This window comes from Domibacillus sp., assembly GCF_031181085.1.
GTDB lineage: Bacteria > Bacillota > Bacilli > Bacillales > Domibacillaceae > Domibacillus.
The window spans coordinates 556,511-577,464 of record NZ_JAPSLE010000001.1; the positions used below are offsets into that span (position 1 = coordinate 556,511).

Consider the following 20,954-nt stretch of genomic DNA (forward strand, 5'->3'; position numbering starts at 1 on the left):
GAATGATTAGCAGTATGTGTTCCGCACACAAGTACACCCATGGGAGCGCGAACAGTACATGTCAATGTACTAAGATGGACAACCCCTTGAGCCATATGGCTTCAAGGGGTTTTTCTTTGTTGGGCAAATTAATAGGTCAGGTAGCTTAATAGCTGCTTGCCCATCATTTGCCCATCTTTTTTTCTACGAGTTTTTTTGCCCGAAAAGGTTCTTTGTATATTCCTCGAAACGGCCCATTTGCTGTTCCTCTAATTTCTTTGAAAGATGGGCATAAACATCAGCTGTTATTTCAATTCCTCCATGGCCTAATCGTTCCTGGATATACTTTAAATCTGCACCAGCCTCCATTTGCAATACCACATGCGTATGGCGAAGTGAATGAATAGGGAGCTGAGGATGATCTATACGTGCCAATATCTTTTTAAAAGCATTAAATAGTGAAGATTTCGGCATGTAGTTTCCATCACTACGGCAAAGAACTAAATTCAAATCATGATGATATAAATCGCCAAGTGCTAGCTTGTTCTGATTTTGATTTTTAAAATGATCCTGAAGAATGCGTGTTAATGATTTACTAATAGTGATGGTACGACGAGAGTTATAATTCTTCGTGTCTCCAAAGAGCTTGTCTTTTGTTTTTTCTTTAAAATCTAAGGTCTTCGATACTGTAATAGTTTGGTCTTTTAAGTTAATATCTGGCCACTGCAGAGCAGCAGCTTCACCTTCACCTTTTCGAAGTCCTGTTTCAATCAATACAAGGAAGAAGAGCCAGTATACATAACCGTATTGGTAAGCTTCTTTTAGAAAAGAAGGGATATTATCTGAATCAATAAATTTCACTTCTCTTTTCTTTATGGAACCCTTTATTGTGGCTCCTTCACAAGGGTTAAAGGAAAGTCTGCGCTGTGTTACAGCCTTTTTCATTGCATTAAAAAGGGTACCATGAATGATTTCAATAGTACGCCTACTATAATTCGCCTGATAAAGATTATTTAAAAACTTTTGATATTTAGAAGGGGATAAATCCTTCAATAATAAATTTTTAAAATATGGGTTGATATGATTTCGAATATTAGCTTCATGAAGATCAAAAGTATTTCGCCGGACCGAATCTTTTTTATGCTCATGCAGCCATTCATGTAGATAAGATTGTAAAGAAATGCTTGTCTCTACTATTCCTTCTTCTAATTGTATCTCCATATTTCGTGCAGCAAGCTGTGCTTCCTTCTTTGTTGCAAATCCACCTTTTGTTTTTTCTCGCTTCTTCTGAGTATAAGGATCTTTAAAAACGATCCGGTATTCCCACTTTTCGCCGCGTTTTCGAAAGCTGGCCATTGATCCCACTCCTTTTCTTTATCATTTCGCTTTACGCTGTATGATTCAATATACAGATGAATACAAGTCGTCCCAATATATATCCATGAAACGCTATATATCATACAAAAAGCAAAGAGCTTCATGTCATTATGTATAAAAATGTTGTAACAACCCCTTATTCGGAATATACGTTCTTTTTAAGTTAAAAAAATATATGGTTAAACCATTGATCAATTCGAGCAGATGCAAAAGTAGGGGTAACGTGAAAGGTATCCATTACTTTTAAAATGGCTTCTTGCTTGGAATTAGGAAGGTCAATATCCTGAAGCATTGAACCAGGTATGCAGAAATATAAAGCGAAGTGGCTTGCCTGCCATTCTTGTAACATCCTAAAATCATGAGGAAGTATGTATTGATTTCCAGAATGACGAAGAATATGTGCTAACTCATGTGCGAATTCTTGCCACTGCAAGGCAGGAGAAAGAGAGTTGTTTAACATAATAATTGAATGTGAACCCACTTCTACGCCTTTGCTAGGGCCGGGTATGTAGTCTACTATAATTCCCATTCGTGCTGCAATTAACTCAATATCTAATTCTGCTGGTCTTGAGACACCAATCTTCATGTATAATGCCTCCACAAACTCTTCTAGATGTGTTTTCGTATAGCCCAAAGTAACCGCCTCTTTTCCAATTGACAAATATGAGAATATATGTTTGGTATGGGTATATAATAAATCAACTAAAAAGGAAAGGTTTATCACTTTTTATAACTCTAGGAAAAGACTTAGACAGAAAATTAGTTAAGGGTTATAATAAAATAAGTTTTGAAAACCGACCGATCGATCGGTTGTGAAGATTAAATGATTGACTTTCTACTTTTGTGATTTAATGGAGGTGAAGAGTAGTGGGGTTCATGGATTTAATAACAAAAGAACTTTTAATAAATGTACTATTTATTCTGTTACCAATGTTGTTAATGCACGTCGCTTATTTTATAAAATATATATACAATCTTGAATGGTTAAAAGAATCGTGGATTGTTATTTGTCCTTTAATATCTATTGGAATGTGCATGTCTTTTCCTTTTTCTTTACAAGAGGGTCTTACTTGGGATCTTCGAAGAATTCCATTCCTGTTAGGTTTTTTGTACGGTGGGTATAGACATGGTCTCTTCCTTTTAGCTTTTGTACTCCTCTTTCGCTACATAATTTCAGGAGTAGGGTTTTATATTACAGTCTGTACTTACGCTGGAATGGCCATTTTGACAAGTGTTTTATCTCCGTTCTTCATTAAAATGTCTTTTAAAATGAAGATGCTTACAAGCGGATTAACAGTACTCATTTCATTACTAATTACATACATTGCTTCCATGATAATGACGAATAACAATTTAACAGACATAATGTGGATCGAATATTCTTTAATAAGCATTATCGTAATGTTAATAGCAACTTTTATTTGTGAGAGCATAAACAAAAGTTTTACAATACTCGAAAAAGTATCAAAAGCAGAAAAGTTAGAAGTTGTTAGTCATTTAGCTGCGAGTATTTCACATGAGGTAAGAAACCCCTTAGCATCTTGTAAAGGTTTTATTCAATTATCTTACGAAAAAGAAGAACATCTAGAAATTAAGGAATACCTTTCTTTTTCCATCAAAGAATTGGACAAGGCAACAGAAATTATTAATGACTATTTGATATTCGCAAGAGCAGCTCCTGAAAAGACAGAAAATCTTTTCATCTTTGAAGAAGTTTATCAAGTAATTGAAATTATGACTCCTTTAGCTAGCAGAACGAACGTGCAGATTAGCTTTTCTAAAATAGAAGGAGATAACCTATATGTTCAGGGAGAAAAGAAAAAATTCCAACAAGCGGTACTAAATATTATCAAAAATGCGATTGAGGCCATGCCGGCTGGTGGTAAGGTCACAGTAGGGATGGTCGAGAAGTTAGATTTCATACATCTTACTATTATTGATCAAGGTAAAGGAATGACCAAAAAACAAGTTAATCGTTTAGGTGAACCATATTTTACGACAAAAAGTAAGAGCAATGGTACAGGACTTGGTTTAATGGTGTCTTTTAGTATCCTTCAGAAAATGGGTGGGGAAATTGTAGTAAAAAGCCAAGAGGGAAAAGGGACACAGTTCCTGATCAAGCTTCCAATGAAAAAATAGTTTAAAAAAACTCGTAAAACAATTAACCGATCATTTGGTTATACACAGAGGTGAAAATATTGAAAACAAAGGAACGTATCATAAAAGAAGCATTTGAACAATTTACTATCAAAGGATATGAAGGAACGTCAATGTTCGACATCTCTAATGCCGTAGGAATATCTAAATCTACGATGTACAGTCATTTTAAAGATAAAGAAAGTTTGTATTGTGGAGTATTACAGAATTGTGTTGACGTATGGGAGAGTATAGTAGCAGACAAAGTATTAAAGTATAATGATGATCTTTCACCAGATGAAAAATTATACAATATATATAAAGGCCTTATAGAGATTTCTGCACAAAACAGAGACATTGTGCAGTTTTGGAAAAGAGCTAAATACTTTCCGCCCGCATCTATAGATATACATTCGCTTATAGGAAAACAGAGTGATCTTTATATAACATTGATCCAATCTGTTTTTGAAGAGGGAATTCGGCGAAAAGTCTTCAAAGATCTAAAACCTGTTGATTTAACAATAAATCTTATTTGTTTAATAGAAGGTATTCAACTTTTCTTACTTAGAAACAATGACTACAGTAATCAGATGTATATTGGCTGGAAAAATTTTTGTAATGAAGTAGCAGTGGAAAATATACCTGTTCAGTAGGAGCTATATAATAATTTTAACTAAAGCCAACTTCTAACATGTGGGCCAATATTGGAGATCCAACATAGTTATTTGATTCAACTTGGAAAATCGTGAGTGTGATGGACTGATGAGAAACGGTATTTATACGATTGATTCTATTGAAAAAGGCCAGGCGAAGTTGTTATGGCGTGAGGATGAATCGGTTGAAGAGCTCGGGGTTCATGTGAAGGAAGGGGACTTGATTAAAATCGAGTTTCTTCCAGGAGGGCTTCAGGTAGAGCTTTTAGAGGGAGAAACAGAAAGTATTAAGGAAAAGGCTAGAATGATCAAAGAGCAGCTACTCAAGCGAAGTGAAGAAAACAAATGAAAAAAAGCCGTATCAGTGAGCATGCTGAGGCGGCTTTTTTACTATCTGATTTAAGGACGAATAGAGAGAAAGAACTTTGTGAGAATTAAGTATAGATAAAAGGTAGTTCAACTAGGAGAATTGGTTTTATCTAATCTTTTATCTAATTTATCTTTGTATAATAAAGTCATTAATTTACTTTATTACATTGACAATCCTCGCCAGACAGTGGCTGATATACGGGCAGCTGTCCGAAAAACGAAACGGGAGCATCCAGGCAAGAAGCATATTGTGGTAATTGATTATCTGCAACTGATTACGCCGATTGGCAAGTTTGAACGGTATGCCTTGGCCATCGGATACATTACTCGAGAGCTTAAGCAAATGGCACGCCAATTTGATATACCGGTTATGCTCCTGAGCCAGTTAAGCCGAGCGGTCGAACAGCGTCAGGATAAGCGGCCAATGATGTCTGATTTACGTGATTCAGGATCCATCGAGCAGGACGCCGATATCGTATCATTCCTTTACCGGGACGAGTATTACAACAAGGAAAGTGAAGCGAAGAATGTAGTGGAAGTCATTCTAGCCAAACAGCGGAATGGCCCTATTGGTACCGTTGAGCTAGCTTTCGTGAAGGAATACAGCAAATTTGTAAATCTTGAAAGGAGCTGGAACCATGAGCCGGCATGAGGTGTATGAAATGCTGAAGGAGCACCATAAGAAAACAGGACATATAATGGCTCCTGTACAAATGATTTTAGCTGCAGGAGAAGAAACAGAGCCAGCTTCTATCATAGAGGCTGTTCATATGTTCAGCAGGTATTTAGATCAACAAAGGGGGAAAACAGCATGACACCGATTCAAGGCTATGAGCATTTAACAGATGCCGAGCGCAGGTGGTTCATTCGGGCACATCAGAAGCATTTATCATCTCTAACAAGGAGAGAACGTGAGCAATATGGGCTTGGAAATGTTGTTGAAGTGAAATCTAACCCACAACAAGCTGCAATTGACGTTCGATTCTTAAACGGAGAACAGCGGCAGTTCACAGCAAAAGGAATTTGGTATTAATAAGGTACAATCCCTTTTTAAACATAATAAACATTGTGCAAATTTCAATATCAGAAACCAAAAGGAAGTGGTTAAGTGATTCAATTCACTGTTTACGGCGAGCCGGTTGCACAGGGCCGACCCCGCGCCGGTAAGGACTGGAGTGGAAACACCGTTTTATACGATCCGGCTAAATCAAGAAACTTTAAGGAGTATGTAAAGATAGTGGCGGCACAACACCGGCCAGCTAAGCTGCTGGAAGGGCCGCTGCAGGTCAAGGTGAAAGTGTACAAGCCAATGCTGAAAAGGTTCAGCAAGAAGAAATTAGCTGAAGCAGAGGCCGGGATACTAAGACCAGTCACAAAACCAGACGTGGACAATTATGTAAAGGGAATAAAAGACGCGCTGAACAAGGTAATCTGGAATGATGACAGCCAGGTAGTCGATCTGACTGTCTCCAAGTTTTATAGTGAATCGCCAAGGATAGAAGTGCTGGTTGAAGAGATATAACAAGACTGATCGGCAGTTGATCGGAAATGCATGCTGAATATGAATGATTAAAAACCGCTCAATCATCCTAAGCATTGAGCGGGGAACGTAATAGCATGTTATTTTTTCACAGCATGGATGTAATGAATTGTTTCGAATGCAGACAAATAATCTGTTCGATTATTAAAGAAAAGATCGTTTATTTTTGTCGGTGATAAATGTTCATAAATGAGTAAACCCGATTTTTCTAACATATTTTCGACTTCATCATAAGTGAAGCATGACTTCATTGGTTCTCCACCTATTGAAGCCATTTTTACCATATTTTCAACTCTATTAGATAATCCTTTTTCTTCAAAAAGTTTTTCGTCAGCATAATCAAAAACGATAGAACTGCCTGGTGGGACTTTGGCAAATAAATTATTTATTAAGTTTGAAACTTCTTCTTTAGTCAAATAATAAGAAACACCCAAAAGGCTAAAAAAAGTTTTTTTGTTATCAAACCCTTCATTGATAAGATCTTGAGAAGAAAATTCGTTGGTGAAGTCCATAGGAACAAAATGAAGATTATCAGGAATTTCAAGACTAGCATCTTCCAGCCTTTTCTTTTTAAACTCCTGTGTAGCTGGATAGTCAATTTCAAATATTTCTAAGCTGTTTTTTAACCCTGGATGCCGAAAGCAAAAAGAATCTAACCTAGCTCCAAGTATGACATACTGCTGCACACCTAAAGTAACTTCATTAAGCAACACTTTTTCGCAAAACGCTGAACGTGACAAGGTCGTTGGAGAAAGCTGGACTTGTGTAATCCATTTTAGAATTTTATCGGGATCATCTTGAAATTTTAAGGCAATATCTTTGTTGAAAAATTGTATTCCTTGAATCATATTCTCTTTGATGTCAGAGAACTCTTTTGGGGAAATTAGCTCTATTGCAATAAAATCATCAAAAATTTTCGGTGTGTCATATTTGCTGTGGTAGGCTCGACCAAAAGCTGATACTAAGGAAGTTACACTGGACTCATTTGGCTTCATACAATTATCCTCCCGTATAAAACAAAAATAAGGTTCCCCTGGCCAGGAGAACCTTATTATATACAGGAATAATAATTTTGTAAATTATAGCATATATTGATTTTTTTGTCAATTATTTTAATGGTTTAAATTCGTTTTTTCGTATGAAATAGTATGTCCAAAAATTGAGTAAGAGGGGTGAAAGCCTTGACAAGAGTTGGGATTAGTATGAAGAGTTGTATTGAAAAAGGAGACGAGAAGGACGGAGCTGCTTAATCAACATGGGAGAGGTCTTCACCCCCTTAACAATAGACCGAAACGGTTGAGAAGAGAAGACCTTCACTTCTTAGCCTTCTCTGCATCTTTCCGCAATGAATCTAGTTTTTCAATAATCCTATTTAATTGATTAGCAATCACGAGAAGCAAACCAGCTATGCTACCAATCAGAAGGCCATTCGGACCCGTAATCATATAACCAAGAAGCGCTCCTACTACTAAATAGGCCGCTATGAAATACGTAGAATTATGCATCATTATCACTCCCGTCTTATTGTACCAATAATTGGAGGGAGAAGACAGGTTCCCCTGTCTAATTGTTTAACTTATCTAACTTGTTAGAAATAGATCTTAGAATTTGATTCTTTTCCTGCTGTACTTTAAGGAATTTAATTAAAAACCAAAATACAAATACAACTGGAGCTATGTAAAACAACAAGGAAACAATTGGGAAAATAGTGAAAAACGCATCACCGTTCATCATTTTATAGACCTCCTTTCGCATTGGATAATTGTACCATAAAGAGAAGGTGCCTAAAACTCAATAGCTAATCAACAGTGCGTCCAAAAAATTGAATAAAAGGGGTGGAAGCCTTGATAAGAGGTGGAAAGAGGGGCGAAAAGTTACTTTTCAGAAAGAAGAAGGCGATTAGACCCGTGCTGCTTAATCAGCAGAGGCGGGTTCCCCTCCATAATAGTACACAGAGACGGTTAATAAACTCGAAAAGAGAAATGGAATTGCATTTGAGCATCACCTAAAAAAGGTTGCTGACCACCAAAGGGAACAAAAGAGTAATGTGAAGGATAATGTTACGAAAAAAGTATTTCGAGTGGTATTCGGGTTACGATCTCTAATCTTTTTGGCTAATGAAATAGCATTAAGGATAAAAACTACACACAAAACAGGTGAAAGATAATATCCGATTAGATAAAGTGCTTCAAACATATGTACATCTCCTTAGTAGCATTAATCCATAATTGATGACTAAACATAAAGGGTGGTTTTATCAGATGTTTTTTCAAGCCGAAGGATCATCTTTTTTTCTATACCAATGAAGAGTCTCAATAGTAATCATAAGAATTGCTGCCAGTCCAACGTATTCTATTTTTTTAGTGAAGATTGCAAGAAATAATCCAATAATCAGAATGAAGAATTTAATTGTAGTTTTATTTAACAAAGTTTTGCACCTTACACGGCAGTTGTATTTGGAACATGTTGGAATTATATCATGTTTTTCAGTTTACTGTAATTAATGGTTCATTAAAAATTAAGTAAAAGAAGTGGTCTGGTGTCCTCAATGAGAATGGGGATTGGGATGGAAGTGACAGTAATGGAGTGCAGTCGCGGAGGAAGAAACGATAAAAGCGTTCTTTAGCTAAAAAGAAGCCGTGAAAAACGACTTCTCAATAAAATTAATACCTTGGAAACTGTCCAGGCATCATGTTAGGAGCATTGTTGTGGCCTTGAGGCATCATCATATGAGGAGCATTGTTATATTCTTCAGACATCATCATATGAGGGGCGTCGTTACGCCTTTTGAGCATCATGTAATGCTGTTCAACCCTCGTTACGTAATGAAAGTGTTTTAGATCATAATACATGTGCTTTTCAGGATCTAGATACTCATACTTTTTTGCAAGCAGTCCATATAAATTTGCTTTTGCTAAAAGATCCTTTAACGTTTGATCCAATTTCATTAAAAGTCCCCCTTTTAAAGTTACCTTAGTAGGATATTCGCTTACTTTTAAGTTGTATAAGAAGATTGCCTGCTTTTAGATAATAAAGAAACAGATTGGGGGTTTTTTATGGAGGAAGCGATATGCAAGGCACGGATACTGATAATGATATTTTGCCAGGAGGATAAGTAACGCTGAAACATCTCGAAATGGTGAAGAATCGGTGGGGATGTGCATAAAAAAGCAGCCAGGTGTAAAAAACCTGACTGCAGGAGGGGTGGCTTACCCATGCCACAGTATGGACCATTCAAGAAAAATTTATACAAGAAAGCCAAGGAGGTTTCCAAGCTCCAAGGCCAAAGATAATACCAAGGGCGTTACATAACTGCAGGGGGCTTATTATTTAACGCCTGGATATTGACCATTTACCCGAATTAAAGAACAATATTCAAAAACAGTCAGTATGGAATCTGACTGTCTAATTTAATATGTAAAGTTGGGCAACCTCGTTAAGTACAATAAGGAGCTTTTCGATTATGAAGTTGGACATGGAGAATCAATTTATTCAACTCTTCACTGTGATTCAATGCTTCTTTGTTAGAAATTCCGTGTAACTGAATGGCAACGTTCAATAATTCACGATTCTTTTCTATTTCTAGAAGTAAATAATTGATTCCATCTTTTTCTTTTTCCATACTTTTGTTTCTCTATTTCTATTTTGCTAAGGTATATATACCCATATAAAAAAGAAAGAAACTATTGGTTTGAAATTAAATAAAAAAAGCCGAAACTTATCCGGCTTTAAATTGAATCATCTATTTTGAAATTGATATTGAAGGATAAGCTCATCTAACTGTTCACTGTAACGCAACGTTTCCTGGCTACCAAGGCCATATTGCTGTCCAGCTGTAATCATTAGATGGCGAAGGTTGTTAATACGAGCAAGTAAGTCACAAAAAGCGCCTTGGGTATAATTCATGACGTTCCTCCTGAGTTCATAGTAACCATCTTTAGGAAGATTATAGAACATATATATAAAAAAGGAAATAGTTATTTGTCGAAAAATGTATTTTTCATCAAAAGAAAAAGCCGAGAACAAGTCCCCGGCCTTTAAAGTATTACTCGCACTTCTATTTTAACAGACTGGGGGCTTTTCATCTATGAAAGACATTATAATTGATCCTTCCACAATGAAGCTGGAATTGGATATAATGGAAATACCAGGTACATGTGTTTTGGTTATCTGTGACAGTAAGGTTAAAGTTAGAGAACTGCCAACACACGGGGAATACAAGATCGTCACGCACCAGGGTAAAGTGAAGCGGATGGGACGGGAGGAAGGGGAAGAGTTTTATTGAACAAAAGCATTCTTGAAGTTTATGAAAGCCAAAAGGAATTGTTCGAATTACTTAAACCGCGTTTAAAAACTTTAATTGAAATTCTAAGCAAAGAAAACAATATAGAAGTACATGATGTAAAAGTAAGAGTAAAAGAAAAAGATAGCTTAAAAAAGAAAATAGAAAAAAAACAAGAAAAGTATAAAAATATAAACGATATTACGGATGTAGTTGGTATTAGGGTAATTACGTATTTTAATGATGATCTTGATAAAATGGCAAAAGTTATTGAGAAAGAATTTAAAATTGATGAACAAAATTCTGTGGATAAAAGAGTAATGGATCCTGACAGGTTCGGCTATTCTTCTTTACACTATGTGGTGGAATTTAATGACGAAAAGTTAAGATCTCCTGAATACAAAAACTTTAAAGGAATCAAATTCGAAATACAAATTCGATCAATTTTGCAACACGCATGGGCTGAAATAGAGCATGATATTGGATATAAATCAAAAAAAGAAATACCTAGAGAAATTAGAAGGGACTTTTCGAGAATTGCCGGATTGTTAGAAATTGCAGATAACGAGTTTTTAAGAATCAAGGAGTTTTTGAAAAATTATGAACAGGAAGTTGAGAAGAAAATAGAAAATAAATCATTAGAAATTCTAATCGATAAAATTACGCTTACAGAATATATAGAAAAATCATCTATTATTGAATCGATTAATCAAGAGATCAGTACTAAGACTGGATTGACAAAGATAATAAGAGATGGAACTGAAGCAAAAGCGAATTTGGATTCACTTGAGTTTTTTGGTATTAGTACTATTGCACAATTGGATGAACTTCTTAAGGAAAAGAAAGAAAAAATAATTAATTTCTATCTAAAATGGAACAAGGATATAGTCGAGAAAAATTTAATAACCGCGCTTCCATATGATATATCATTATTCTATCTTTATTACCTGCTTATTTTTGAGAACTACTCTCTTAAAAAGCTGAAAAATTATGTTAGTTTGTCACCTATTGGAAACGAAAATATAGATTCAATTATTGAAGATTTTCAAGAACTATTTAATGCAAAATTCACACCATAAAAGTTCTCTCAGCCATCCGAAGGACACTGAACAGACACGAAAATTCGTGCGCTGTTTGGTGTCCTTTTTTATTTGCCGAAGAGGAGAGAAGCCGATAAAAACGATGAAAGAGCAGCTGGAGCAGTGGCAGAGAGTGAATTCGCTACCGGCATCAACGAAAAAGAAACAGAACAATCGTAATCCGAGAAAGAAACCCTGCTAAAAAGACAGAAAAGGTATCCGATAGAGATTTACGCTACTTGATGAATATAAACATGAAAACACTTCGTCGCGGCCGCGGTGGAGCATATAAATAAAAAGATAAAGGAGAATGAACATGCGGACACTCATTTATGAATATAAACAATCACTTAGAGTGCTCAAAGAAATGAAGGCAGCTATCGGAGCTAAACCGGAATTGTCGGGGCAAGATAGTCAGGATAAGACGCTTATTAATAGCATGATTAGCGAAATGGAGTTTGCGATTCAATGGATGACATCTGGCCGGAATCCAGATACAAGACGCGGGGCAGATCGAACAGGAGTTCATACATTAGATCCGAAACTGATAGAAGCAGTTGTACCAATCCGCACGGTAAGTTAAGAGAGAAAACTCACACCGCATGAACAATGTCTGCTGGATGATGTATTGGCTGATTTAACAGTAAGGGAAAGAGATATATTTACCTTAGTAAAAGCAGAAGGATTGACCTACGAGTACACTGCGGAGTTGCCGGGGCTTACTAAATCATCTGTCCAAACGTATTTTGAGAGAGCCGAACGGAAAATTGAAGAAAGCAAAAACGGCAGCCTTTTTCTTGTTTCGTGAGAAAGGCTTTTTCTGTTCTAACAAGCTATCATTAAGAAGGAATAGTATCTGTATTACTAGAATATAAATGCATAGATAAAGAGAGGGAGTATAATAGGATGAACTTTGACACAAAACACTTGATCCGATGGGGAATTCCGGGATGGGTTTATTTAATCACGATTATATTTTATGTGTTTACTGACAATCCTAATTATATATCGGACCTTAAAGGAAAAGAGGGCTTATCATTAATAGGTTTAGGGGCTATTTTGGCTGGTTTAGGTGTTCCGGTTGGATACTTAATTCATCAGGTGAGTATGTTTTTTGGTTTCATTATATGGACACCAAATAAGAACAAATTTTTTAAAGAAGAGTATGAACTGGATAGGATTATCTTTGATTCTGAAAATAAAGGCGGGAAAATAAGAGAGCGTTACAGACATCTCTTATCCAGAGTACATGAATTAAGAGCTCTTAAAACTAGTCATGCTTTATCAATTATGACTGTAGCTTCTTTAGCTGTGTTTTATTCCGACGTTGTTAATATTCCTTGTATTATTATTTTAATCGTAAACATTGTTATGTTTATCATCGTTCATTTCAACCAAAAACATTTCGATAAAAATCTAGACTTTTTCAAAAGACAGATTAAAGAATAAAATCCCTTTGCATTGTCGTACAAATACCGTATATATGAGAGAGTAAAAATAAACCCTGCCAGCCGGCGGGGTTAAATAATTTTCTTCATACCGTAGTTCCGGCACTCACGAAGAAAGATCATATTTTTAAACGAAAATTTTTTTCGGATCTAATGATACGATCACAAGAGGAGAAGCCGCTATCATTCTCTCAAGAGCATATAGAGGTGCGCTAGTAACACCTATCAAGCCAGTGCATCATTTCACAGATGCAACAGGCCGGTACGCGGAGGCTATCAACAAGCTGGTTGCTACTGGCATTGTAAATGGAGTAACGCCTGACCGGTTCGGCACAAATATCCCTATACAACGAGGTCATTTTGCGATAATGGTAGCCCGGCTGAGTGATCCCGCTTTGTCTCCTCCTTCCTCTTACGGTGACCTGCCTTCTTCAGAAGGAGGGCTGATGATGGAAGCTGAAAAGAAGCATTATCGTTTACCGTCTGATACATCTGTAAGCTTGACCCTTACAAACACAGCAGCGTTTTCTTATGAACGAAATCGGATGTACAGGCTGGAAAAGAAACAAGGAGATAAGTGGCGACAAATACAATACGTTACGGGACTTCAGTTCCCGGCCGACATGCCACGTATAGAAGCTGGTGAAACCCCAAAAATAAATCTTTGGTTTGGGGAATTTAAAACATTAATAACAGCGGGAGAATACAGAGTCAGTCATACATTTTATCCATCAACGGATGAAGGAGAAAAGGTGTCCATAGCGGCATATTTCACCATTACTGAATAAGTTTTATTTTATAAGCTTCTTTATAAATATCCTAAATAGAAGGATGCACTCACGAATGCTAGTGGGTGCTTTTTCCTTTGTTCTGATTATGACAATGAGTGGAGAGAAAACAGAAAGGGAGTCCCATATAGGTGAAAAAAGCAGGAAAAGTGGGTGATGAGAGAAGAAAAACCTAGCCTGCAAAATATTCGTGAGCTGGTGGACACAGCAGTATAGGCTTGGGAATGTTGTTGAGGTGAAAGCAAGCCATAACAAGTTGCTATGCATTTGCGTTTCCTAAATGGAGAGCAGCGGCAATTTACGGCAAAAAGACATGGTATTAATAAAATGCAACTCCTTTTAAAACATAATAAACATTGTGCAAATTTCAATAATAAAACCAGGAGGAAGTAGTTAAGTGATTCCATTCACTGTTTATGGTGAGCCGTCTGACGGGGGTGAAATTATTTTGGATAAAAGTAAAGAGGGGCCAACCTCCCCTCCTATAAATATAGTATCGTCCAGTTATGGAAAATTTTATACACTCAGGAGGGATATTCGTAAATATCTTGAAGAAAATAAAGGGAATAGAGCGGCAATGGGGGTTGTTCATCATGACTTGAACACCGGCGAGGTTAATAGATTGCAGAAGAAACACCGATCCCGATGATTTTTGAAAAGGTAGAAAGTATCGGCGTGGCTGTCGGTATGCTGCTGGATGCAAAAGAAAAAATGTTGTTTGGTGACGTAATGGCAACGGCCAAAAAGAAGGGTAGTTTGGTACAGTATAACTAAATGAATACGCTTATTGGAAACCCCAAGGGCACTGAACAGACGCGGAAACCCATGTGCTGTTTAGTGTCCTTTTTATTTGCACACAAATAGGAGGGAAAGGGAGAAGAGAGGTGACGGAAAAACAACTGGCGCTCTTTGTAAACATAGATGAAAAAGAAATGCAAAATCACGTAATTATAGAGCTGCGCAACTACAGGCCCTAAGCGTACAAATCAAAAAAAAATAAGAAGGGGCGGGAAACAGCAGGAATCGTAGACCTTTTTCCTTCTGTAAGGAAGCAGGATCAATTGAATAAATTAAAGTAAAACAGATCGACCGAGCATTGGGCCACAGCTTGGATTTTATCGAACGCAGAATCATTAAAAGGAAATAATTCTCCTGGTGTTATCATTCATTTAATTAGCTAACATAAAAAGTTCCTAATTCCAATAAAGTGATAATAGCAGTAAGTACAAAAGCAAGCAGGAGGTTGCCCCCAATAGCTTAAAACAATTTTGAAATGACAAAAACAAGGATAAGTGCAAGTAACGATTTTGTAGGATATTAGCCTTTTTTTACCGAAATAGCATAAGGAAAGAGAGGGGAAAAATGAATAAACGACATTATTCAGTAAAAAGTTTTGAAAGCAATAAATTTGATGAACTAACTAGACATATTAATCTTTTTATTTATCACGAGTTATGTGAAGGGCAATTAATTGATATAAAGTACAATATCGTTCCTTTATCAATTAGTACTCACAAAGGGACTGATGTACAATGCAAAATTCATTGCACTGCTTTAGTTATTTATAAAAATTTAAACAAAAATTAATAGCAACCGCCTTGGCAAGAGGTGGCTTTTTTCTTTGCCCAAATAAAAACCCTGTCATTTGGCAGGGTTAAATTATTTTCTTGATGCCGCAATTCCGGCATTCAAGAAGAAAGATTATATCCTTTATTGAACGCTTAAACTGCGCATTATTACAATTCCCGCAACGACCGCTGACTTTGTCAGGTACTTCTGGGATATTGTAAGTGATGCTCAAATTGATTTCCTGTTTTATTTCCATTAATGCTGCTCACTCTTTCTTATGAAGTCAGTTGAACATGATAATAAATTTTGTGTCTAGTGAAGAGCAGGAAATTATCTCCTTTTGCCGAACTTATGATTATAAAACAGCAGAAGGAGTGATTCGTTTGAGTTTTCAAGATATTTTTGCCGGGAAAGTTAAAGAGCATCTGGTTGAAGATCCTGATAAAGCTGTTTTAAAGAAAGAATTTAAAGAGGTGTTATTCCCGTATCTCTATGAATTAAACAGTAAAATAGGTTCTGAAGAGAATAGAAGTTATAGCTTTAGGATGTCACCTGAAACAGGCGGGAAAATTAGAATTAAAGATGCAGAACTACATATTAAGGTAAAACAAAGTACGAACAAAATAAAAATTCTTCAGCATCAAAAAGAACTATATTTAGACGAGCTCATTGTTAAGAGCGGCAAGCTTTTTAGCGAGAGGCATGGTGAGGAATTTAAAATAGAACATTTAGAAGGGTATTTAGAAAAAACTTTTGCACCTATCATATTTTAATTGAACACCTTTTAAAATGATGGTTTTATATCTGAGTATTAGTTGTTTTTTAAAGATAGGAATAAAAAACGGTATTAAGCATTAAAAGAAGGTTTAATAAAAAGGCTCCTGGAAGGGGGCCTTTTTATTTTGGAGAAACAATGGAAGTGGTGGTGATGTGAGGCGGCGAACGGGGATAACATTAGATCAGAATGGGAAACAGCCAAGACTGTGCTTTCTGCATTAGCGGAAAAGCATGGTATAAAACTCGGTACCTTAAAAAGCCGAAAAGGATGGCCGGGGGATCGAACGAAAAAGGATGCAGCCAAAAGTGGAAAGGTTGCAACCGTGTTGCTGCAATTATCCGCTCTCAACAAATTACCCTCCAACGCAATGTGGGGTTTCCCGTCATATTATCCGCGGTCAGCTGGCCGTTTTCCTCTATCGATTGTCATTTGAATAATGTTTATAGGAGTACCCAGATTAAACTGTCATAAAAGCATTCGTGCTTTTGTGCCAGCTTTTTTATTGTTAAACTTTTGTGGAAAAGTAAGAATACCGTGGCTTTTATTATCCATTGAAAAAGACGAGGCGAAACGGTTATGGTGTAAAGACGAATCGGCTGAAGAGGCAGTAGAGGCTGAAAAGCTTGGTGGACTGCGCAGTTGGACAGTATTTTATGCTGCGCTAGAAAAGCGGGCGTGTTCATGGTGATAATGGCAGCTAATATTGCAGATCAGATTTTCGGGTTAGACGGTGCGCTTGCTGTGAATACTAAGAGTTCCGGACTGCTATGTAAGACGGGCACTTTTTTGAAAAAGTTTAAAACACAAGGATAGAGTTAATTAGCCATACTACATGCTGCTAAAGAAAAGGAGAATCAATATGAGCGATTTTGCAGAAATACCAAAACAACCAGAAGAAACTCCAACAAAGTCACCGCCAGAGACACCGGTACAGCCGCCGCCAGTGGAAGCACCGACAAAGTCACCAGTAGAGACACCAGTAGAGCCGCCAGCTGAAGCGCCGGCAAAACCACCTGCAGAAACACCCATTGAGCTGCCAGAAGAAACACCCGCAAAAAATAAATAACTATTTTAAATTGATTCTTTTAAGCCCACTATCTTCTATTAATGGGGGGCGTGTTTTTTTTTTTTTTTTTTTTGCGGAGTAAGGGATCAATTATTCATTAATTTCTTTCTTATATCGTGTCTTTAATGAAAGATAATTTTATCTGGGAAAAGACCAGCCACAGCCAGTCAGAAGTATTTTTTGACCATCTCTTTAAATTTTCCTTCCTTTGATTTATATAGGAGTATGTATTCGAGGACAGTATACAAAAAAGTAAAATAAGGATATTGATGAACATGTTTCCTTGCAAAATATAATTGGCGAATTTGCAGCAATTTAAAGAAACTTATATTTAATTACCCGAATTTCCGCTTGTACTTTACAGTATTATGATGTTTAACAATTATTTTTAAAAAATAATATAAATTGTAACAATAATAGGTATTTAAGCTCATTAAACTCGCTATATTCTAAGGTAATATATTGTAAAATTGATAAGGAGAGTATAGTTTGAAAAAATTTGTCACATCATTGTTTTTGTCATCTTTGCTTTTTTCGCTTGTTTTGTTCGTTCCAGCTTTTGCCTCGGCACAGGAAAATGTGACAGAGAAACCAGAATGGGAAGTTCCAGCTGAGATTTATAATATTTTACGAGAAAGAGCAGGAATGACTGTTTACACTCATACGCACAAGCCGGTTGATTTTAATAATATGAAGTATGGGTTTACTAACATTTATGAGCAAACTCCTAATTATATTATCGCCCGGCCTCATAATACAAAAGATTACATGCTTGTAAGTAAAGATGGATTTTATGCTGCTTACACATCAAAAGAAAAAGGGGCAGCTGTTGACGCTGAAAATGGTTCGATGCTTTGGCGTACACTGCGAAATTATGCCTTTGAAGATATTTGGGATGAAGATAACCAGTATGGCTATTTTCATTTCGGCCAGCCAAAAGCAGCAGATTTAGTTGGCGATGTATTTTTAAATGAGGATTTTCTAATTCCAGAAGGTACAACAGTGTATGAATTTGCTGTGTCTGATTTCGACTGGTATAAACAATTGCCAGTGGACCTGCTGAAAGTCGGCGAAACTAATGTATTTTCAAGATGGGGTTCAGTAAATGGCGTTGAGCTTGATGAAGAAGCAAGATATCATATGCGCGGTGTGCTCTTTTTAACGTCTGGCGGCACGCCAAAATTGAGTTACGATCCGGGCAGACTGCATTGGAAACTGGAAAACTTGCTATATCCAGCATTTATCGATGTTCGAAAAGACCATTGGGCACGTGAAAATATTACGTGGTCATTCCGCACGGGATTGATTCAAGGGTTCCCAGATGGCCGGTTCCAGCCACTTTCTTTATTGAAGGAATCTGACTTCACTGTAATTGCGGCTAAGTATTTCGGCTTTAAGCCAGGTGCTACTTATGGCCACCGGGCTCAGCAGTATTACGATTTCCTTAAACCGTACAATCTGCCGCTTAAAGGGTACGCGAATGATACTGCGAAAAACGGTATTGTAACACGCGGCCAATTGGCACAAGTCATTGCGGCTTCTCAGGGTGCTGCTTATGGACCATATTCAGCAGTCGGATTTATGTACAAAAATAATCTTTCTTCCGGCACAACGGGTGCTAAAACATTTGAAGACTATCACTTTAATGAACCGTTAACCCGTGCTCAAATCTCTGCTTTCTTCCAGCGCATGGAGGCAGCAGGCATGACTACATTAAAGTAAACGAGAAACCGCCAAGCCGTTTGGCGGTTTTCTCTTTAAATTGAAATATTGACACCTAAAGAAATAATTTAAAAATATAAACAGGTTGGTAAATGAGGGAGGAAGAACAGTTGAAAAAGCCATTAGCTTTATTATCCAGTATTGTTTTTTCGCTTGGCATTGCGGCTCCGCTTGCTCAGGCAGCAACATTTAAGGATGTTTCTGAAAGTTACAGGTTCTATGAGGATATTGATTATTTATCAGACACAGGCGTTATTAGTGGTTTTCCAGATGGCCGGTTCATGCCTGATACACAGGTAACCCGTGCTCAGGCGGCGATTATGATTGGCCGCGCATTTAATGTGGGTGGAAAGAAGCGATCGACGGTATTTAATGATGTAAGTCCATCGAGTGTGGCCTCCGGTTATATTGCGCAAGCGGTAGAAGGAGGCATTATTAGCGGTTTTCCAGACGGAACATTTCGTCCTAATGAGCCGGTTACCCGGGGACAGCTGGCGATTTTGCTGACACGCGCTTATGAACTGACGGAAGAAGCACCAGTAGTATTTAAAGATGTATCAAAGAATTCAGCAGCTTATTCTTATATTGGTAAGATTATTGCAGCTGGTATTACACAAGGGTATCCAGACCATACATACCGTCCTGATACAGCAGTGAAACGCGGCGAATTTGCGGCGTTTATGTCACGCGCTATAGATGCCGCAGACACTTCTAAGCCACTGCCGGAAGGACCTGCATTATATGTAGATTTCTTAAATGTTGGCCAGGGGGATGCTATTCTCCTTGTATTTCCAAATGGGCAGACGATGATGGTCGATGCCGGCCGATCGGACGCAGATATCAAGGAAGCAGTCAGCGGATTTGGTCCTGGCTTTACGATTGATACGTTCGTGGCCACTCATCCAGATGCCGACCATATTGGTGGGGCTGATGCTGTAATTAAAGATTTCGGTGTGAAAACCGTTATTGATTCCGGTCAGGATCATACGACGAATACGTATCTGGATTATCTGGCAGCCATCCAGGTGTCAGGTGCCGACTTTAAGGTAGCAGAAGAAGGCCAGGATATTTCGCCGGATCCATCTGTTTCAGTGAAGGTGCTGCACGCAGACAGCCAGGCAGCGGATCTTAATGAAGGGTCAATTGTTCTTAAAGTGAGCTACGGTGCTGCAGACTACTTATTAACAGGGGATGCCGGTATTGAAGTAGAAAATGAAATCATGGCTAAATATGATCTGGATGCAGAAGTATTGAAAGTTTCACACCATGGATCTTCTACGGGAACTTCATCTGCCTTTTTAGCTGCCGTCGATCCAACTGATGCGATTTTGTCTTATGGAGAAGGAAACACATGTGGTCATCCTCATTCAGAGGTGTTGAACCACCTGCTCGAGTATGGCGTTGATGTGTGGAAAACACCAGAAGGGAACATCGAAACGTGGACAGAAGGCCAGGAGATTCATTTCACACAAGGGATTGATATACCGCCAACTGTAGAAGATCCAGTGGAAGGCAGCAGCCCAGTCGAAATTGCCAGCAAAGATTTAAGCGGAGAAACAGTTGGCATCAAGAATAGCGGCTCTAGCAGCGTAGACCTGTCCGGATGGAAGCTTGTCAGTGTTCAAGGAAACCAAACATATACATTTCCAGGTGGCTATATCCTCGGAGCAGGGAAGACCGTTTACGTGACATCAGGACCCAATGCAAAAGAACAATTGCCAACGTATCTGAAATGGACCACTTCTAACATGTGGGCCAATATCGGAGATCCAGCACAGTTATTTGATTCAAATTGGGAAATCTTGAGTGTGATGGACTGATGAGAAACGGTATTTATACGATTGATTCCATTGAAAAAGGCCAGGCGAAGCTGTTATGGCGGGAAGATGAATCGATTGAAGAGCTAGTAGAGGCTGAAAAGCTTGGAACTCATGTAAAGGAAGGGAACTTGATCAAAATCGTGTCTCTGCCAGAAGGGATCCAAGTTGAGTTTTTAGAAGAGGAAACAGAAAGTATTAAGGAAAAAGCTAGAGCAATTAAAGAACAGTTGCTCAAGCAAACTGAAGAAAAAAAATGAAAAAAGCCGTATCAGTTATTTACTGATACGGCTTTCAGTTTGTAGAAAAAGTCTTCATTTTGAAGACGATGTCTGCAAGCTTTTTTATTAT

28 protein-coding genes and 2 pseudogenes are annotated in these 20,954 nt (G+C 37.6%); 22 read left to right on the top strand and 8 right to left on the bottom strand.

Going from position 1 to position 20,954, the window contains the following annotated elements; genetic code table 11:
* Positions 1-183 precede the first annotated feature (183 nt).
* Both RIN81_RS03025 and RIN81_RS03030 read right to left on the bottom strand, forming a co-directional pair.
* Positions 184-1,335 carry a tyrosine-type recombinase/integrase gene (locus RIN81_RS03025; RefSeq protein ID WP_309087256.1) on the bottom strand — a complete coding sequence of 384 codons (1,152 nt, stop codon included), beginning with the start codon at positions 1,333-1,335 and terminating at the stop codon, positions 184-186.
* Between the two features lie 184 nt (positions 1,336-1,519).
* Positions 1,520-1,942 (bottom strand): ImmA/IrrE family metallo-endopeptidase, encoded by a 423-nt coding sequence (locus RIN81_RS03030; RefSeq protein ID WP_309087258.1) that lies wholly within the window; start codon positions 1,940-1,942, stop codon positions 1,520-1,522.
* 290 nt (positions 1,943-2,232) lie between these two features.
* On the opposite strand from RIN81_RS03030, the gene RIN81_RS03035 reads away from it, so the two are divergent.
* The 7 genes and pseudogenes from RIN81_RS03035 (at position 2,233) to RIN81_RS03065 (ending at position 6,036) form a co-directional block, all read left to right on the top strand.
* Positions 2,233-3,495, top strand: coding sequence for a HAMP domain-containing sensor histidine kinase (locus RIN81_RS03035; RefSeq protein ID WP_309087260.1), 1,263 nt, complete (start codon positions 2,233-2,235; stop codon positions 3,493-3,495).
* 59 nt (positions 3,496-3,554) lie between these two features.
* On the top strand, positions 3,555-4,145 hold the full coding sequence (locus tag RIN81_RS03040) for a TetR/AcrR family transcriptional regulator (RefSeq protein ID WP_309087262.1): 591 nt from the start codon (positions 3,555-3,557) through the stop codon (positions 4,143-4,145).
* Positions 4,146-4,254: 109 nt separating this feature from the next.
* On the top strand, positions 4,255-4,494 hold the full coding sequence (locus RIN81_RS03045) for a hypothetical protein (RefSeq protein ID WP_309087264.1): 240 nt from the start codon (positions 4,255-4,257) through the stop codon (positions 4,492-4,494).
* 177 nt (positions 4,495-4,671) lie between these two features.
* Positions 4,672-5,166: pseudogene (locus RIN81_RS03050) on the top strand (replicative DNA helicase); the annotation flags it as partial.
* Entirely contained in the window at positions 5,153-5,329 is a 177-nt protein-coding gene (locus RIN81_RS03055) for a hypothetical protein (RefSeq protein ID WP_309087265.1), read from the top strand. The pseudogene RIN81_RS03050 and the gene RIN81_RS03055, both read left to right, overlap by 14 nt.
* Positions 5,326-5,547: a hypothetical protein gene (locus RIN81_RS03060; RefSeq protein WP_309087267.1), complete on the top strand. Its 222-nt coding sequence runs from the start codon at positions 5,326-5,328 to the stop codon at positions 5,545-5,547. The genes RIN81_RS03055 and RIN81_RS03060 overlap by 4 nt, the downstream gene beginning before the upstream one ends.
* Positions 5,548-5,622: 75 nt before the next feature.
* Positions 5,623-6,036, top strand: coding sequence for a RusA family crossover junction endodeoxyribonuclease (locus RIN81_RS03065; RefSeq protein WP_309087269.1), 414 nt, complete (start codon positions 5,623-5,625; stop codon positions 6,034-6,036).
* 98 nt (positions 6,037-6,134) lie between these two features.
* Here RIN81_RS03065 and RIN81_RS03070 read toward each other — a convergent pair whose 3' ends face one another.
* From RIN81_RS03070 to RIN81_RS03090, 5 genes are all read right to left on the bottom strand, one after another.
* Positions 6,135-7,049, bottom strand: a complete 915-nt coding sequence (locus tag RIN81_RS03070; protein ID WP_309087271.1) for a class I SAM-dependent methyltransferase — start codon at positions 7,047-7,049, stop codon at positions 6,135-6,137.
* Between the two features lie 568 nt (positions 7,050-7,617).
* Complete coding sequence (locus tag RIN81_RS03075; RefSeq protein WP_309087273.1) at positions 7,618-7,788, bottom strand: hypothetical protein; 171 nt, start codon at positions 7,786-7,788, stop codon at positions 7,618-7,620.
* A gap of 929 nt (positions 7,789-8,717) precedes the next feature.
* Positions 8,718-9,002: a hypothetical protein gene (locus tag RIN81_RS03080; protein ID WP_309087275.1), complete on the bottom strand. Its 285-nt coding sequence runs from the start codon at positions 9,000-9,002 to the stop codon at positions 8,718-8,720.
* A 488-nt stretch (positions 9,003-9,490) separates the two neighbouring features.
* Complete coding sequence (locus RIN81_RS03085; protein ID WP_309087276.1) at positions 9,491-9,676, bottom strand: aspartyl-phosphate phosphatase Spo0E family protein; 186 nt, start codon at positions 9,674-9,676, stop codon at positions 9,491-9,493.
* A gap of 116 nt (positions 9,677-9,792) precedes the next feature.
* Positions 9,793-9,960 (bottom strand): aspartyl-phosphate phosphatase Spo0E family protein, encoded by a 168-nt coding sequence (locus tag RIN81_RS03090; RefSeq protein WP_309087278.1) that lies wholly within the window; start codon positions 9,958-9,960, stop codon positions 9,793-9,795.
* A gap of 181 nt (positions 9,961-10,141) precedes the next feature.
* Between RIN81_RS03090 and RIN81_RS03095 the strand changes: the two genes are divergently transcribed.
* The 10 genes and pseudogenes from RIN81_RS03095 to RIN81_RS03135 all read left to right on the top strand — a co-directional run bounded on the left by RIN81_RS03095 (position 10,142) and on the right by RIN81_RS03135 (position 15,238).
* Positions 10,142-10,339: an XtrA/YqaO family protein gene (locus tag RIN81_RS03095; RefSeq protein ID WP_309087280.1), complete on the top strand. Its 198-nt coding sequence runs from the start codon at positions 10,142-10,144 to the stop codon at positions 10,337-10,339.
* Positions 10,336-11,415: a GTP pyrophosphokinase gene (locus tag RIN81_RS03100; protein ID WP_309087282.1), complete on the top strand. Its 1,080-nt coding sequence runs from the start codon at positions 10,336-10,338 to the stop codon at positions 11,413-11,415. Before RIN81_RS03095 ends, RIN81_RS03100 begins: the two co-directional genes overlap by 4 nt.
* Before the next feature lie 316 nt (positions 11,416-11,731).
* Positions 11,732-11,998 carry a hypothetical protein gene (locus tag RIN81_RS03105; protein WP_309087284.1) on the top strand — a complete coding sequence of 89 codons (267 nt, stop codon included), beginning with the start codon at positions 11,732-11,734 and terminating at the stop codon, positions 11,996-11,998.
* A 45-nt stretch (positions 11,999-12,043) separates the two neighbouring features.
* Complete coding sequence (locus tag RIN81_RS03110) at positions 12,044-12,223, top strand: sigma factor-like helix-turn-helix DNA-binding protein (protein ID WP_309087286.1); 180 nt, start codon at positions 12,044-12,046, stop codon at positions 12,221-12,223.
* 98 nt (positions 12,224-12,321) lie between these two features.
* Positions 12,322-12,864 carry a BA5345 family protein gene (locus RIN81_RS03115; protein ID WP_309087288.1) on the top strand — a complete coding sequence of 181 codons (543 nt, stop codon included), beginning with the start codon at positions 12,322-12,324 and terminating at the stop codon, positions 12,862-12,864.
* A gap of 232 nt (positions 12,865-13,096) precedes the next feature.
* A pseudogene (locus tag RIN81_RS15745) lies at positions 13,097-13,216 on the top strand (S-layer homology domain-containing protein); the annotation flags it as partial.
* 96 nt (positions 13,217-13,312) lie between these two features.
* Complete coding sequence (locus RIN81_RS03120) at positions 13,313-13,651, top strand: immunoglobulin-like domain-containing protein (RefSeq protein WP_375164488.1); 339 nt, start codon at positions 13,313-13,315, stop codon at positions 13,649-13,651.
* A 397-nt stretch (positions 13,652-14,048) separates the two neighbouring features.
* Positions 14,049-14,300: a hypothetical protein gene (locus RIN81_RS03125; RefSeq protein ID WP_309087292.1), complete on the top strand. Its 252-nt coding sequence runs from the start codon at positions 14,049-14,051 to the stop codon at positions 14,298-14,300.
* Positions 14,297-14,425: a hypothetical protein gene (locus RIN81_RS03130; protein ID WP_309087294.1), complete on the top strand. Its 129-nt coding sequence runs from the start codon at positions 14,297-14,299 to the stop codon at positions 14,423-14,425. The genes RIN81_RS03125 and RIN81_RS03130 overlap by 4 nt, the downstream gene beginning before the upstream one ends.
* A 588-nt stretch (positions 14,426-15,013) precedes the next feature.
* The gene (locus RIN81_RS03135) at positions 15,014-15,238 is read left to right on the top strand and encodes a sporulation protein Cse60 (protein WP_309087296.1); all 225 of its coding nucleotides are present in this window, start codon (positions 15,014-15,016) and stop codon (positions 15,236-15,238) included.
* 67 nt (positions 15,239-15,305) lie between these two features.
* Here RIN81_RS03135 and RIN81_RS15820 read toward each other — a convergent pair whose 3' ends face one another.
* Positions 15,306-15,476, bottom strand: coding sequence for a DUF8096 family protein (locus RIN81_RS15820; protein ID WP_483863896.1), 171 nt, complete (start codon positions 15,474-15,476; stop codon positions 15,306-15,308).
* Positions 15,477-15,513: 37 nt separating this feature from the next.
* Here RIN81_RS15820 and RIN81_RS03140 point away from each other — a divergent pair, with 37 nt between their 5' ends.
* From RIN81_RS03140 to RIN81_RS03160, 5 genes are all read left to right on the top strand, one after another.
* Positions 15,514-15,993, top strand: a complete 480-nt coding sequence (locus RIN81_RS03140) for a DUF3942 family protein (RefSeq protein ID WP_309087298.1) — start codon at positions 15,514-15,516, stop codon at positions 15,991-15,993.
* A gap of 864 nt (positions 15,994-16,857) precedes the next feature.
* On the top strand, positions 16,858-17,064 hold the full coding sequence (locus RIN81_RS03145; RefSeq protein ID WP_309087300.1) for a hypothetical protein: 207 nt from the start codon (positions 16,858-16,860) through the stop codon (positions 17,062-17,064).
* A 489-nt stretch (positions 17,065-17,553) separates the two neighbouring features.
* A complete protein-coding gene (locus tag RIN81_RS03150; protein ID WP_309087302.1) occupies positions 17,554-18,786 on the top strand; it encodes an S-layer homology domain-containing protein in 1,233 nt (410 codons plus the stop codon).
* A gap of 110 nt (positions 18,787-18,896) precedes the next feature.
* Positions 18,897-20,606, top strand: a complete 1,710-nt coding sequence (locus tag RIN81_RS03155) for an S-layer homology domain-containing protein (protein ID WP_309087304.1) — start codon at positions 18,897-18,899, stop codon at positions 20,604-20,606.
* Positions 20,606-20,863, top strand: a complete 258-nt coding sequence (locus tag RIN81_RS03160; protein WP_309087306.1) for a DUF3006 family protein — start codon at positions 20,606-20,608, stop codon at positions 20,861-20,863. Before RIN81_RS03155 ends, RIN81_RS03160 begins: the two co-directional genes overlap by 1 nt.
* The last annotated feature ends 91 nt before the right edge of the window (positions 20,864-20,954 follow it).